This is a genomic window from Acidimicrobiales bacterium (genome assembly GCA_041394185.1).
Lineage (GTDB): Bacteria > Actinomycetota > Acidimicrobiia > Acidimicrobiales > Poriferisodalaceae > JAAETH01.
Window position 1 is genome coordinate 644,660 of the sequence record JAWKIQ010000001.1, and the last position, 15,142, is coordinate 659,801.

12 protein-coding genes are annotated in these 15,142 nt (G+C 66.3%); 7 read left to right on the plus strand and 5 right to left on the minus strand.

Going from position 1 to position 15,142, the window contains the following annotated elements:
* Positions 1–71: 71 nt before the first annotated feature.
* The 3 genes from R2770_03130 to R2770_03140 form a co-directional block, all read right to left on the minus strand.
* Complete coding sequence (locus R2770_03130; GenBank protein MEZ5279441.1) at positions 72–869, minus strand: SDR family NAD(P)-dependent oxidoreductase; 798 nt, start codon at positions 867–869, stop codon at positions 72–74.
* On the minus strand, positions 866–2,569 hold the full coding sequence (locus tag R2770_03135) for an AMP-binding protein (GenBank protein ID MEZ5279442.1): 1,704 nt from the start codon (positions 2,567–2,569) through the stop codon (positions 866–868). Before R2770_03135 ends, R2770_03130 begins: the two co-directional genes overlap by 4 nt.
* 61 nt (positions 2,570–2,630) lie before the next feature.
* Positions 2,631–3,524, minus strand: coding sequence for an HDOD domain-containing protein (locus tag R2770_03140; GenBank protein MEZ5279443.1), 894 nt, complete (start codon positions 3,522–3,524; stop codon positions 2,631–2,633).
* A gap of 135 nt (positions 3,525–3,659) precedes the next feature.
* Between R2770_03140 and R2770_03145 the strand changes: the two genes are divergently transcribed.
* Positions 3,660–4,532 (plus strand): alpha/beta hydrolase, encoded by an 873-nt coding sequence (locus R2770_03145; GenBank protein MEZ5279444.1) that lies wholly within the window; start codon positions 3,660–3,662, stop codon positions 4,530–4,532.
* Between the two features lie 17 nt (positions 4,533–4,549).
* On the opposite strand, the gene R2770_03150 is transcribed toward R2770_03145, so the two are convergent.
* A complete protein-coding gene (locus R2770_03150; GenBank protein ID MEZ5279445.1) occupies positions 4,550–5,635 on the minus strand; it encodes an alkaline phosphatase family protein in 1,086 nt (361 codons plus the stop codon).
* A gap of 163 nt (positions 5,636–5,798) precedes the next feature.
* On the opposite strand from R2770_03150, the gene R2770_03155 reads away from it, so the two are divergent.
* From R2770_03155 to R2770_03170, 4 genes are read left to right on the plus strand one after another with little or no spacing between them, the layout of a single operon-like run.
* Complete coding sequence (locus tag R2770_03155) at positions 5,799–6,524, plus strand: FAD binding domain-containing protein (protein ID MEZ5279446.1); 726 nt, start codon at positions 5,799–5,801, stop codon at positions 6,522–6,524.
* Between the two features lie 4 nt (positions 6,525–6,528).
* Entirely contained in the window at positions 6,529–9,444 is a 2,916-nt protein-coding gene (locus R2770_03160) for a molybdopterin cofactor-binding domain-containing protein (protein MEZ5279447.1), read from the plus strand.
* Positions 9,445–9,447: 3 nt separating this feature from the next.
* Positions 9,448–10,761 carry an amidohydrolase family protein gene (locus R2770_03165; protein MEZ5279448.1) on the plus strand — a complete coding sequence of 438 codons (1,314 nt, stop codon included), beginning with the start codon at positions 9,448–9,450 and terminating at the stop codon, positions 10,759–10,761.
* Positions 10,758–11,543, plus strand: coding sequence for an XdhC family protein (locus R2770_03170; GenBank protein ID MEZ5279449.1), 786 nt, complete (start codon positions 10,758–10,760; stop codon positions 11,541–11,543). The genes R2770_03165 and R2770_03170 overlap by 4 nt, the downstream gene beginning before the upstream one ends.
* Here R2770_03170 and R2770_03175 read toward each other — a convergent pair.
* A complete protein-coding gene (locus R2770_03175) occupies positions 11,540–12,457 on the minus strand; it encodes a hypothetical protein (protein ID MEZ5279450.1) in 918 nt (305 codons plus the stop codon). The genes R2770_03170 and R2770_03175 overlap by 4 nt on opposite strands.
* A gap of 24 nt (positions 12,458–12,481) precedes the next feature.
* Between R2770_03175 and R2770_03180 the strand changes: the two genes are divergently transcribed.
* The gene (locus tag R2770_03180; GenBank protein MEZ5279451.1) at positions 12,482–13,429 is read left to right on the plus strand and encodes an LLM class flavin-dependent oxidoreductase; all 948 of its coding nucleotides are present in this window, start codon (positions 12,482–12,484) and stop codon (positions 13,427–13,429) included.
* Positions 13,430–13,433: 4 nt separating this feature from the next.
* On the plus strand, positions 13,434–15,107 hold the full coding sequence (locus R2770_03185) for an aconitase family protein (GenBank protein ID MEZ5279452.1): 1,674 nt from the start codon (positions 13,434–13,436) through the stop codon (positions 15,105–15,107).
* Positions 15,108–15,142 lie beyond the last annotated feature (35 nt).

Consider the following 15,142-nt stretch of genomic DNA (forward strand, 5'->3'; position numbering starts at 1 on the left):
GGAGCGTTCACCTGGGAGAGGGCCGGGGCTTCACCCGAGGCCGCCTTTCTGGCGTTCCTTGGTCGGCCGGGCTAGCTGAGGATCAGCCCGCCGTCGGCTTCGATGGCCTGACCGGTTATGTACCGAGCGTCGTCGCTGGCCAGGAACGTGATGACGCCGGCCATCTCCTTGGGGCGGGCCAGGCGCTTCAGTGCCGTGTCGTCAGCCCTCATGTCGAGCCACTCCGGACCCGTCATCCCCAGGGTTGCGCCGATTTCGACCGCAACCTTGCGCACCATGTCGGTGAGAGTGTTGCCGGGGCACAAAGCGTTGGCGGTGATGTTGTGTGGCCCCAGTTCCATGGCCACCGAACGGGTTATGCCGATGACACCGCTCTTCGTCGCCGAGTACTCCGCAGAGTTGGGCCAACTGGTCTTGCCCGCCATGGACGAAACGTTGACGATGGCGCCCCGCCCCTGGTCGATCATCATCGGAGCGACCAGTTGGTTCGACAGCAGCACACCGGTGAGGTTGACATCGACGATGTTGTGCCACCGCTCGAGCGGAACCTCGGTGAGCGGTCCGCCGACGTAGATGCCGGCATTTGCGACCAGCACGTCGGCCCGGCCGAAACGCTCGCCGATTTGGGTAAAGGCCGCAGCTTGCTGCTCGCGAGAGCGCACGTCGGTCTCGATCACCAACATCGGCCGCTGATGGCCGCCGGCTTGGTCGGCCTGCTTGGCGGTTTCGGCGGCCTCGTCGGTGTCGATGTCGAGGCCGACCACCTGGGCTCCTTCGGATGCGAAGCGCACCGCGGTGGCGCGCCCGATGCCTGTGGCCGACCCGGTTATCACCACGACCTGGTCTGCGAAGCGCATGGTCGAGGTCATCGGGCCTCGCGCTCTTTGACCAGCTGGTCTCTGAGGGCCCGCTTGAGCATCTTGCCCGAGGCGTTTCGAGGCAGCGATTCGGTGACGATGGTGACAACCGTCGGCACCTTGAACCCGGCGATGTGTTCGCGCAGGTAGGCCTGCAGTTCTTCTGCCTCCAGCGTCTTGTCGGGCTTGACCATGACATGGGCGGCCACTTCCTCGCCCAACCGGGGATGCGGCAATCCGTACACGGCCGCCTCGTACACCGATGGATGGGTGTAGATCGCCGACTCGACCTCTGCGCAATAGACGTTCTCGCCGCCGCGCAGGATCATGTCCTTGGCCCGGTCGGAGATGTACAGGAAGCCGTCGGCGTCGATGCGGCCTATGTCGCCGGTGCGGAGCCAACCGTCGACGATGGTCTCGGCGGTGGCCTCGGGCCGGTTCCAATAGCCACGAATCAGGTTGGGCCCCTTGAAGCGGATCTCGCCGGTCTCGCCGGTGGGCAGTTCGTTGCCGTCGTCGTCGGTGATGATCATGTCGACGATCGGCATGATCCGTCCGGTCGAGGTGGGGTGTTCGAGGTACGCGCGGCCCGAGTTGCCCGGGCCGTAGGCGTTGGTCTCGGTCATCCCGTATCCCAGCCGGGGGCCGCCCTTGGCGAAACTGCGGTCGATCCGCTTGACCAGTTCGGGCGGCATCGGGGCGCCGCCACCACCCACCGACACCAGCGACGAGGTGTCGCGGCTGGCGAAGTCTGGGTGTTCGAGGAGGTCCCAACTCATGGTCGGTACCCCGACGAGGCTGTTGACCCGCTCGCGTTCGATCAGCTCGAGGGCACGGCCAGGCTCCCACTTGTGCATCATGACGATGCGGGTGCCGATGCGGATGGCCATCAGCATCACCGGAACCAAACCCGTGACATGGAACAACGGCACGGCCAGCAGCGAGGTCGGCTGAGGAGGGGGATCGTCGGTGGGAGCGTCGACCGGGTCGGTCAGGGTATTGACCACCGCCCGGGCGGTATAGGCCATGAGCGCGTGGATAACGGCGCGATGCGTGCTGACCGCACCCTTCGGGTGCCCTGTGGTGCCCGAGGTGTACAGAATCGATGCGTCGTCGTCGGGGTCGACGTCGACGGCTGGGAAGTCGGTTCGCTCATCGAGGATGTCTTCCAGGCGTACCGCGCCCGCGGCCAACTGCTGCTGGTCGCAGCGCAGGCCGACCAGGTTGGCCGGCCGGTTGGGCGACTCGATGGCGTCGATGCGCGAGATGCGCTCGGCATCGGCGAACACGACGGTGGGTGCGCAGTCGCCCAATGCGTAGTCGATCTCGTCTGGCTGCCACCAGGCGTTCATCGGCACGATGATGGCCCCGATCGAAACCGTGGCCACGTGTACTGCGGCCCATTCGGGGTAGTTGCGGCAGATGATCGCAACCCGGTCGCCCTTGCCCACACCGAAACGGTCGACCAGGGTGTTGGCGATGCGGCCCGCCAGAGCCATCATCTGGGCGCTGGTCCAGCGCTCGTCTTCGTAAACGATCAGTTCTGTGTCGCGGTCGGCCGCGACCGAGAACATCTCGGCCAGGTTCCGTGGAGCGTTCTTGAACACCAACATGTCGATGCCCCTGACGGTTGCGGGGGTCATCTCGAAGTTGGTGCCTGGCGCACAGACTCGCGCGCACGCCTCGTGGTAGTCGATGGGTTCGGCTGTCATCGACGGCGAATGGTAGGGGAGCGCCGCGTGCCCGCACGAGTCGCCGACTGTCGCGGCGTGCTCAGACCCCCAGCCGCGACCCGATCGAGTCGGCCCGCAGGGTCGTTTCGGTGATCAGGTCGTGCAGTTCTACTGCGTCCAGGCGCATCCAACCGCTGACCAAGGGCATCAGGTTGTCCTCGACGGTGTCTATCGCTGCGCCCGCGTAGCCGATGTGGTCCGCCATGGCCGAGGGGAACATCGCAGCATCGGCCAGGCGCACCACCTCGGCCAGCCGTGAGACCGTGCCGGGCAGCAGAGCGCTCGGGTCGTGGTGGTGTTCTATGACCCCGACCAGGCGGCCCGGAAGGCCCCACCCCTTGGCAGCAACGGCGCCCAGTGCAGCGTGGTCGATGCCGTACACCGATTCCTCGGTCGCGAGCAGACCCTCAGGGCTGTCCCACGGCGCGTCGTCGACCTCGTGCAAGAGATCGGACGATTCTTGGAACATCACGAGGCGGCCGACGTCGTGCAGCAGCCCGCCCAGGTAGGCCTCGTTGGCGTCCAGGCCCGTGTCGCCGGCCCTGATGGTGATCTCGCGGGCGGCGATGGCGACCTGAATCGAGTGGCGCCACAGGCTGCGTTCCCATTCGTCTCGGGGCACGAACACCCTGGTGATGCCGGTCGAGATCAGCATCTCGACGGCTGCCGAACTGCCTACCCTGGCCAGCGCCGATCCGATCGTGCATATAGGCGATGCAGGCGAGCTGGCTGCGGAGTTCGCGGCGGACACTATGTGAATGGCAAAGCTCGGGTCAGACGCCACCAGTTCCTCGACCTCGTCGGAGTAGCCCTTCGAGGCTCGGTCCAGCTCGACCAGCCTCGCGATCACCGACGGCAGGCTGGGAAGCTCTCTGAAATGCCCCGTGCCAGACGCGAACGACGGCTGGGGCCTGGTTCTCGTTCGGTCGACCATCTGCGCTCACCGCTCCCTTCGGGCTCACACACCTGAGTATCTGATCGGCTCGCGAGGGTGACGATTTCAGCGACATTCGCGTGACGGCGATTTCACAACACTGCGTCAGTGCGTGCTGCGGCTAGATTCCGACCCATGCCTCAGGCCCAGAACGACTCGATAACCCTGGAATTCGACCACTTCGGCGATCGCTCCAACCCCGCTCTGTTGCTGATCATGGGCTTTGGTGCCCAGATGACGGCGTGGGACGAGCGCTTTTGCCGGATGCTCGCCGACGCGGGCTTGTTCGTGGTGCGATTCGACAACAGAGACTGCGGACTCAGCTCGAAGACCGCGGGTGATCCACCAGATCTCATGACGCTGATGGGGGCGGCCCTCATGGGCCAAGCGATCGGCGATGTGCCCTACACCCTGGCCGACATGGCAGCCGACGCCATGTCCGTCCTGGATGCCCTCGACATCGAACAGGCCCACGTGGCCGGGGCCTCAATGGGCGGGATGATCACCCAGCGAGTCGCCATCAACCACGCCGATCGCGTCTTGTCGATGACGTCGATCATGTCGACCACGGGTGATCGCTCGGTCGGCCAGGCCGACCCCGAGGCGATGGCGGCCCTGATAGCGCCTCCGCCAGCCGAGCGCGATGCCATAATCGAGCACGGCGTGAAGCTCACAAAGGTCATCTCGGGTCCGCTCTTCGACGAACAGAAGGCCCGCCGCCGCGCCATCGAGACCTACGAGCGATCGTTCTACCCCCAAGGGGCCCCGTTCCAGATGGCCGCCATCTTGTCCGACGGCGATCGCACCGAAGAGCTCAACCAGCTCGACGTGCCCGCTCTGGTGATCCACGGAGCCGCCGACCGCTTGATCACGCCATCGGGTGGCGAGGCCACAGCGGCCGCCATACCGGGCGCAACATTGCTGGTGCTCGACCAGATGGGCCACGACCTGCCCGAGCCGCTGTGGCCCCAGATGGTCGCAGCGATGGTCGAGGTAGCCGGCATCTAGCCGGCCAGGGGTGGGGGCTAGGCCGGTGTCAGCGTCGGCGCCGGCAGGTCGACCCCAAGCAGCTCGGCCACCCAGCGGGCCCACGCAGTGGCCGCAGGGCGCGCCGAGCACACCAGGTTCGACAGCGGCCGCACCGCGGGGTGTCCGCCTGCCACGAGCGCGAGTTGCCCGGTGGTGCGCGGGCTGCCGTGGTCGGCAGCCAGCTTGCTGGCTTCGGCCCCGAACGACTGGCCGGGCTGGCCCCACACGACGTGGTGCCGACGATCGAGCGACCGCACTCCCTCTATTCCCGGTATGGCCAGCAGCCGAGACTGTCTGACCTCGCCAACCACCAGCGCGGCCGTTCCCTGGTTCTCGACCTCGACCTCTTGGCCGTCTTCGGTCAGGTCGTGCAGGTGGGCGGTCAGGTCGATCGGAGCGTTGGGGCCGATGTCTTCCTGGTCGTGGTCGCTGACGACCATCACAACCGAGTCGTCCCAGCAGGGGCGCAGCAGCTCGAGGAGGCTGGCCAGCGAGGCGTCTGTAAGCCTGGCCTGGGCCAACGCTTCGGCGCTGTCGGCACCGAAATGGTGCCTGGCACCATCGACCGAGTCGAGCTGGACGAAGACGAAATCTGCCGATGCGACGTCGAGGCGCGACGCGGCGCCGACCACCTCGTCATCGGCGATGTAGCCCCCGATGTTGCGTCTGGTGCCCACAGGGATCGATGGTGTCGGCGGCCAGCAAGCGTCGGAACGCTGAGCCGCACAAACGCCTATCAGGTTGTGATCTCCCACCGCAGCGACCGACCGCAGGCCAGCCGCGTGGCAGGCGTCGAACAGTGTGCTGACCGGTTGCGTGTCATCAACGCCAACCGGGCCAGTCACAGCTGAGCTGACCCAGCGGCCGTCGACTCGAACCCGGTTGGTGATTACGCCGTGCTCGATCGTCGAAAGGCCGGTGACGAAGGTCGCGTGGTTGGGGTAGGTCGCACCCGTCAACTCGCCGATGCCGCCCTCTGGATTCCAGCCCCCCTCGTGGGCCAAAGACCACAACATCGGTGTGGTATCTGGCCCCACGGTGCGGCTCGAAAAGGCGTCCAGAACGATGAGCGCGACCTTCATGGTGCGAAGGTACGGTGTGGCAAGGCGGTTGCCCAGTCAGGTCGCCATACATTCACCTCGTCTTCAACCCGGCGAGCCTTCTCGTCACCGAGCCGACACGGCCACGGGCGAACCAAGTCGAGCTACAGTCGGGGCGTAAGGTGCTACCGAAAGGAGTTTGGCGGTGCCAAACGTGTTGGCTTACCACCGGCCCGCGAGCCTCGACGAGGCGGCGGGGCTGGCCAGCGGGCCAAATGCCAAGATCATCGGCGGCGGAACGGTTGCCGTACCCGCAGCGCGCAAGCCCTCCGACGAGGGTGTCGAGATAGTCGATCTGCAGGCTCTGGGGCTCGATGAGGTTCGCACCGACGGCGATCGCGTGAGCCTCGGAGCGATGGTGCGCCTCGGTGATCTGATGAACGACGCGTCTGTTCCGAGCGTGCTGCGCGACCTGGCCAGGCGTGAGCTCCCATCGGCTCTTCGCAACCAGGCCACCGTCGGGGGCACGGTTGCCCAGCGCGACGGCGAATCGGTTCTGCTGGCCGGCCTGCTGGCATTCGACGCAACCGTCGATGTGCACGGCGCCGGAACTGTGTCGTTGGCCGACTACTTGGCGCAGGCGCCTGCCGGCATCGTCACCGCCGTCAGCGTTGCCACCGCCGGAGCCGCAGCCGTCGAAGGTACCGGTCGCACGCCCGCCGACGTACCGATCGTCGCAGCGGTTGCCCGGGTGGCAGACGGCAACACCACTGTTGCGCTCACCGGCGTCGCCTCCTGTCCGGTGCTGGTCGACCCGTCCGACCCGGCCCAGGGGCTCGAACCACAGGCCGACTTCCGGGGAAGCGCCCAATACAGGCTCCACCTCGCCAAGACCCTCACAACTCGCGCAATCGCGGCAGCTCAGAGGTAGACCCATGCAGATCGAACTGAACCTCAACGGCAAGGCGACCTCGATCGAGTGTCAGCCCCACGACACCCTGTTGCGGGTACTCCGCGGCCAGGGCCTCGTCAGCGTTCGCTATGGCTCCGACACGGGCGAGACGGGCGCATCGGCGGTCTTGATCGACGGCAGGCTCGTCAACACCGACTGCATGCTCGCCGCCCAGGCCGACGGCCACGAAATAATCACCGTCGAGCACTTCAACGAACCCGAACTGACCCCGATCCAGGCCGCCTTTGCCGCCACGGGCGCCATGCAGTCTGGCTACTCGACCCCGGCGATGATCCTGGGGACGTGGGCGATGTTGCAGGCCAACCCCAACCCGTCCGAGGCCGACATCCGCGACATGCTCAGCGGCATCTTGGACCGCGAGACCGGCTATGTGAAGCCCGTCGAGGCCATCAAGCGGGCGGCCGCGCTGATGCGTGGCGAGACCACCGAACCCTTCGGAACAGTGCTGTTGCCGCCCCTCACCGATGGCAAGAACCCTGCCGACATGTCGGCGGTCGACGCCCTTCCCGATGTATCGCCGGCGCTTCCCAAGGTGATCCCGTCACGCGACGTGCCAGAGATGGCGGTGGTGGGTAAACCTGAAGTAAAGGTCGATGCCCTGAAGCTGGTGAAGGGCAACCCCGCCTTCACCGACGACTTCGAAGAGCGCGGTCAGCTGGTTGCCCGGGTGCTGCGCAGCCCTCACGCCCACGCCCGCATCCTCGACATAGACGACTCCAAGGCCAGGGCCCTGCCCGGTGTGCATGCGGTGTTGCACTACAAGAACACACCGCGGATCAAGTACGCGTCGGGTGGCCAGAGCTGGCCCAACCCCCACCCCCACGACCAGGTCAGCTTCGACAACAAGGTCCGCCACGTCGGCGACCGGGTCGCAGCCGTTGCCGCCGACACCCTCGAGATCGCCGACGAAGCGCTGCGCCTGATCGACGTCACCTATGAGGTGCTGCCGGCCGTGTTCGACGAGCTGGAGGCCATCAAGCCCGGCGCTCCGGTGATTCACGACGAAGAAGACACCACCGACATCCACGACCGCGAACGCAACGTCGTGCATCACATCAAGGCCGAGCGCGGCGATGTCGAAGCCGCCCTGGCCACCGCCGACCACGTGTTCGAGCAGACGTTCCGGGTGCATCAGGTGCAGCAGGTTCCGATCGAGAACCACATCGCCGTGGCCTGGCTCGACTCCGACGAGCGGATGGTGGTGCGCACTGCCACCCAGGTGCCGTTCCACGCCCGTCGCATGCTGGCGCCGCTGATCGGTCGCGAAATCAAGGACGTGCGGGTCATCAAGCCCCGCATCGGTGGCGGCTTCGGCGCCAAGCAGGAGATGCTGATCGAAGACATCGTCGCCCACCTGGCCCAAGCGACGCGCCGACCGGTCAAGCTCGAACTCAACCGCGAGGAAGAATTCATAGCGGCGCGCACCAGGCACCCTCAAACTCTGGTCTATCGCACGGGTGTCAGCAACGACGGCACCCTGGTGGCGCAGGATCTGAAGATCATCGGCAACACCGGGCCCTACGGAACCCACGCCTACACGGTGCAGACGGTGTCTGGCCTGCGTGGCCTCACCCAGTACAACTGCCCGAACAAGCGCTTCGACTGCGAGGTCGCCTACACCAATATCCCGGTGCCCGGCGCATATCGCGGCTATGGCGCCCCACAGGCCGAGTTCGCTCTAGAAGCACACATGGAAGACATCGCCCACGAGCTGGGCTTGGACCCCATCGAGTTCAAGCGCCAGAACTGGGTGACCGTTGGCAGCGAACTGAACATCGCACCACACCTGGGCGAGAGGGCCGTCGCCGAGGGCGACCTCGACGAGTACCCGCGGGTGATGAGCTGCGGCACCGAAGAGTGTGTTGCCCAGGGCATGCGCGCCATCGGCTGGGATCGCCGAAACGACCCCGATTGGATAGCGCCCGCCGATCGCCCCAACATCCGTCGGGGTCTCGGGTTCGCCTTCTGCATGCACGGCACTGCCATCCCGTTCCTCGACATGGGTGGCTGCAGCATCAAGATCAACGACGACGGCTCGTTCAACATGCTCATCGGCGCCACCGACCTGGGCACCGGGGCCGACACGGTCATCGGCCAGATCGCAGCCGAGGTGTTGGGCGTTCCGCTCGACGACATCAAGGTCTATTCCTCCGACACCGACATGACCCCGTTCGACACCGGCGCCTATGCGTCGTCCACCACCTACATCTCGGGCACCGCTGCCAAGCTGGCCGCCGAGAAGGTGCGCGAGCGCATCAAGGAGCGGGCGGCCAAGATGTTGGGTGTCGAGCATCCGTGCACCATCGAGTTGCGCGACAAGCGTGCCTGGGCGCCCGACGGGTCTTCGGTGTCGCTCGAAGACATCGCCCTCGACTCGCTGCACATGGAAGACCACGAGCAGATCATGGGAACGGCGTCTTACGTATCGCCCGAGTGTCCGCCCCCGTTCGGCGCCCAGTTCGCCGAGATCGAGGTCGACACCGACACCGGCCAGGTCACGGTCACCAAGCTGGTGATGGCTGTCGACTGTGGCGTGGCGATCAACCCGGTGACGGCGTCTGGCCAGGTCGAGGGCGGCATCATCCAGGCGTTGGGTTATGCCCATTGCGAGGAGTACGCCTTCGACGAGAACGGCCGCATGCTGAACTCCGACCTGGGTCCCTACAAGATCTACCGTGCAGACGAGATGCCCGACATCGAGGTGTTCCTGGTGCAGACCATGGAAGACTCGGGGCCCTTCGGAGCCAAGGCCGTAGCCGAGATCCCCAAGGACGGCGTGGCTCCGGCCATCCGCAACGCAATCTTGAACGCCACAGGCGCACGCATAGACAACCTTCCGTTCACCCCCGAGCGGGTCTGGAAGGCTCTGCAGGGGTAGGCGATGACTCTGGTTCTCGCCGACTGGCTGGTCACATCGGCCGACGTCGAGCCCCGGCGCGGATGGGGTGTCCGGGTGCTCGACGGCGTGGTCGACGCGGTCGGTTCCCATGCCGACCTGCGTGCGGCCCATCCCCAAGACGACGTGGTCGATGGTTCGGGTTGTGTGTTGATGCCCGGGTTCGTCAACGCTCACGTGCACATGTACGGGGTGTTGGCGCACGGCATACCGGTCGACGAGGCGCCCGATGGGTTCTGGAGCTTTCTCGACGACTACTGGTGGCCCAAGGTCGAGGATGCTCTCGACCACGACATGATCGCGGCCGCCACCGACTGGGTGTGTGCCGAGATGTTGCGGTCGGGCACCACCACGTTCTACGACATCCTCGAAGCTCCCAACGCGCTGCCCGGAGCGTTGCTGGCCGAGATGGAGATCGTCGAACAGCGCGGCATCCGCGGGCTGCTCAGCTTCGAGGCCACCGAGCGGGCAGGCGCCGAGGTAGCGCGGCTGGGGCTCGCCGAGAACGTCGGGCTGATCGAGGCGTCGCGCAGCTCGCAGCTGGTGTCGGGCCTCATGTGTTTCCACACCACGTTCACGTGTTCGCGCGACTACATCGAGCAAGCGTTCGGGCTGGCGGCAGACCTCGGGGTTCTGACCCACGCCCATTGCAACGAGGGTGTACACGAGGGTCTGTGGTGCGAAGAACACCTGGGTATGCGCACCCTCGAGTTCTACGAACAGATCGGCGTTGCCGGTCCGGGGTTTCTGGCCAGCCAGTGCGTGCAGCTCTCAGAGCCTGAGCGCGACATCATCGCCGGGTCTGGAATGCGCGTCAGCCACATGCCCCTCGCCAACTGCGAGGTCGGCGGCGGCATTGCGCCGGTGCCCGAGATGGTCGCGGCTGGTGTGCCGCTGGGCCTGGGCAGCGACGGCTATGTCAACGACTTCTTCGAGGTGATGCGCGGTGCGTTCCTGATACACAAGGCGCGCCTCCTCGATCCGGGCACCATGCCGGCATCGACGGTGTTGGGCCTGGCCACCGAGGGCGGGGCACGCGCGCTTGGCCTCGACAGGGTCGGGCGCCTCGATGTGGGCTGGTCGGCCGACCTGCAGTTGGTCGACGCGGCACTGCCGACGCCCATTACTGCCCACAACCTGCACGACCAGTTGGTCCTGTGGCGCAACCACACACACGTCCGCGATGTCATGGTCGCGGGCCGGTGGCGGGTGCGAAACGGTGAGGTACTGGGTGCCGACCTCGACGCCATGCGGGCGCGCACCCACGAGCAAGCCAAACGCCTGTGGGGAACCACATGAGCCGCGAGATCTATGCCGAACTGCTGGCCGCGATGCAGGCGCGTCGCCCGGTCGTGCTGGCGACCGTCACCGATTCGCGAAGGTCGGTGCCCCGCCGGCCCGGGTCGAAGATGCTGGTGTACTCCGACGGAACCACCTCGGGCACCATCGGCGGGGGAGAGATGGAGGCCAGGGTCAGGGCCGAGGCAGCCGATGCGCTGGCCGAGGGTCGCCCGCGCCGGATCTCGTATGGTCTGATCGACCCCTCGGCCGGTGATCCCGGCGTGTGCGGGGGCGAAGTAGAGCTGTATTTGGAGCCCCACATGCCTCAGAGCACGGTGTACGTCATCGGCCTCGGTCACGTCGGCAAGGCGGTCATCGAGCTGGCGTCGTGGCTTGGTCATCGAGTGGTCGGCTGGGACGACCGCGCCGAGATCGCAGACGGTATTGACGACTCGGCCGACGGCGTAGACATCGTGTCTGGCGACCTCGCCGACGCAGTCGCCCGCTTCCCGATCGACGAACAGACGCGGGTGGTCATGGTCACCAGGCACACCGGCATCGATGTCGACCTGCTGCCGGTGTTGCTCGCCTCGCCGGCACCGTACATAGGCCTCATGGGCTCGCGGAGGCGTTGGGCCAACACCCGCGGCAAGCTCGAAGCTGCGGGGCTCAGCGCAGACCAGCTCGACCGTGTGGTTTCGCCCATCGGCGTAGAGATTGCAGCCGAGACACCAGCCGAGATCGCCGTGTCGATATTGGCTCAGGTCATCGGCGACGAGCGGGGCAACGCGAATCGCTAGCCACCGGCCTGATATTCGACGGCGCGTTGCTGCTGCGCCAGGGCCTCGGCGATGCGTTCGGCGGTCGAGTGGACCTGCTGCACGAATTGGTCGTCGAGCGGGTCGACGCCGGCCTGGACGCCGATGATGCTGGCCACCACGTTGCCGCTGACGACGACGGCGAAGTTGGTCGTTCTGTGCTGTGGCAGATCGGACGGACGGCCGTAGGGGTCGTACATGTGGGTGCGGCTGGCACGCTCTGCAGCGAGCAGCCGACCCGTCGGCAGAGGCTCTAGGACAAGCGGACTCCAGACATCGTCTGGCCGTTCTCGCCGGCAGCGCTCAAGGATCGATGTGGCCTCCGCAGCACGCTCACCGGCCTGTTCGGCATCGTCGAAGAGTGCGATGTGCACCGCGATCATCATCGATGGCGCGACCAAGGGCCCGAACCGGTCGAAGGCTTCAGCGGCAGCTGGACCTGGCCATCCGGTGTCCCACAGGTCGGGGCAGGAGGCGTCGGGCACCGCGAGACCGGACGTCGGCGACGGCCCCTGGGGGTCGATCTCGAATGTCGATGCCTGGGGAAGCATCGACCGGACCAGTTCGGTGCCGGTCATCGGCACCAGCGACCGGGCCAGGAATACCAGCCTGGTGTCGCCAGACTGGACGATCAGACGATCGCCATCGGCCGAGACACCCGACGCATTGCGTACCAGGGAGAAGACCCGATCGTACGAGGGCTGGTCAGGACATCCGGCTGTTTCCTCGGTTCCGATCTGGGTCCCGTCGGGGAGGGCGGCTGATATGTCTGCGCGGTCGTTGCCGGGCGTGCTGTCCGCGTCCGCGGCGGGCTGACGTACGTTTTCTGAACAGGCGCCGACCAGAGCGCCCACGGCCAACACCACGACCGCTGGAACACACCACCGACTGCGCATGCGCCAAAAGCTACTCTCGGGCGCGTGAAGCTGTCGCTGAACGTCATTCCCGAATGCCCACTGGACGAGATCGTCGCCTTGGCCGTGCATGCAGAGGAGGTCGGCTTCGACCGGTGTTGGGTGTACGACGAGGGGCTGGTGACCCGCGACGTCTACGTCTCCATGGCGGCGATCGCGGCTGCCACTTCGCGACTGCAGGTGGGCCCGGGTATCACCAACCCCTATACCCGCCACCCGGCCCAGACCGCTTCGGCGGTGGCCAGTCTCGACGAGATGTCGGGGGGACGGGCCTTTCTGGGAATTGGCGCAGGCGGCTCGTTGACGCTCGACCCCATCGGTGTGGCCAGGTCTCGTCCGCTGACAGCGGTACGCGAAACCATCGAGATCGCTCGTTCGCTGTTCTCAGGCCAGAGGGTCGATCATGAGGGTTCGTTCGCGCAGCTGAGGTCGGCGGCGATGGCATATGGCCGGCCCGACATCGAGATCTGGCTCGCCGGTCGAGGTCCCAAGATGTTGGCGCTTGGCGGTGAGCTCGCCGATGGCGTCATGCTCGACTTCATCCATCGGCCCAGCATCGGCGAGTACGTCGAACGAATCCGGGCCGCCAACCCCGGGGCGCGCATCTGCTATTCGACGGCGGTCGTGACCGACGAGGACGACCTCGAGTTCGTCAGGCCCCACATGACCTACCGCCTCGTCGATGCACCCCAGCCGGTCAAGGATGCGATCGGTCTCACCGACGCCGATGCCGACCGCATCCGGGCTGCGATGTCCGGCGGTCTCGAGGCTGCTGCCCAACACGTCCGCGACGAATGGGTCGAGCCGTTCATCTTCCGCGGCAAGGTGCAACAGATCCGAGCCGAACTGGCGGGCGTCCTGGCGGCACACGACATCGAGGAGTTCCTGTTGCCCATGTTCGACATGGCCGATCAACACGCCTACCTGAACCGCATCGCGCGGGCGCTGCGCTGATTCGATGGGCGAACTGGTTGTGGCGGGTGAGGTCGCCGGCAACGTATTGGTGTGTGACGAGGGCCTCAGCTTCTGGGGTGGCGTCGATCCGGCGACCGGCGAAATCGTCGACGCGCATCATCCGCAGCGCGGTCAGGTGGTCGCCGGTCGGGTTCTGATGATGCCAACCACCCGCGGGTCTTGTACCGGCAGCGGCGTGTTGCTCGAGCTGGCGTTCAGGAACGTCGCCCCGGCGATGCTGGTGTTTCGTGAAGCCGAAGACGTCGTCACCCTCGGCTCGGTCGTGGCATCGAATCTGTTTGGGTTGTCGATTCCCGTCGTTCGGCTGACGGCGGGCGAGTATCACCGCTTGGCGCAGGCATCGACCGCCCGTCTGAGCGGAACCAGGCTCGAGGCCGACGGGGTAGGCGTCGACCTGACCGTAGTGTCGACCGACGACATCGAGCTGAGCGAAGCCGACCAGGCGATGTTGGCAGGCGATCGTGGCGAGGCCGTCAAGGTCGCGATGCAAACCGTGTGTGCCATGGCGGCTTCGCAGAAGGCCGCCAGGCTGATCGACATCACCCGGGTTCACATCGACGGGTGCATCTATGCCAGCCCATCGTTTCTGACCTTCGCCCGCAAGATGGCCGACCTGGGCGGACGGGTCAGTGTGCCCACCACGATGAACGCGATCTCCGTCGACCACGCCAACTGGCGGGCCCAGGGTGTGGCCGAGGAGTTCGGGGTTGCGGCCGCGGGTCTGGCCGACGCGTATGTCGAGATGGGGGCTAAGCCCAGCTTCACCTGCGCCCCCTATCTGCTCGGCGACGATCCAGGCTTGGGCGAGGAGATTGCCTGGGCCGAGTCGAACGCTGTTGTTTACGCCAACTCTGTGCTGGGTGCGCGCACCGTCAAGCATCCAGACTTTCTCGATCTGTGCATTGCGATCACCGGTCGGGCTCCGCAGTCGGGCGTGTACATCGACGCCAACCGCGCCCCGCGGCGCATCGTCGAGGTGGCCCAGCCCGAGGGCGCCGACGACTCGTTCTGGCCGATGCTGGGCTGGCTGGTGGGTCAGGCGGCCCCAGACCGTATTCCGCTGGTGGTGGGGCTCGAACGTTCGGCTCCGTCGGCTGACGACCTCAAGGCGATGTGTGCAGCGTTCGGTACGACATCGGCGGCGCCGATGCTTCACATCGCCGGGGTGACCCCCGAAGCCGACCTGGAACCGGTCTCCGATGCCGACAGGGTTGAGGCGACCGCCGACGACTTCGAGGACCTGTGGCGGCGCTTCAACAGCGGCTCGTCCGAGGTCGACCTGGTGGCTCTTGGCAGCCCGCACATGTCGCAGAGCGAATGCGACATGCTTGCCGTGTTGTTGAACGGGCGGCAGGTGGTGGTCGACACGGTGGTGACGCTGGGCCGGGCCACCCTCGAGGCCATCGCCGGTTCGGGTACTCATGCTCGCCTCACCGGCTGCGGTGTGCGTATCGTCAGCGACCTGTGCTGGTGCTCGATCTCCGAGCCCGTCTTTCCGCCCTCTGCGAGGGTGCTGATGACCAACTCTGGCAAGTACGCCCACTATGCACCCGGGCTGTCGGGCCGCCAGGTTCGCTTCGGCAGCCTCGCACAGTGCGTCGCGGCAGCGGTCGAGGGTAGAGCACCATCTACGCCGCCAGGGTGGCTGTCGGGCTGATCGCCAGCGGGTGTTGTTGCCCACCCTGCGGCACT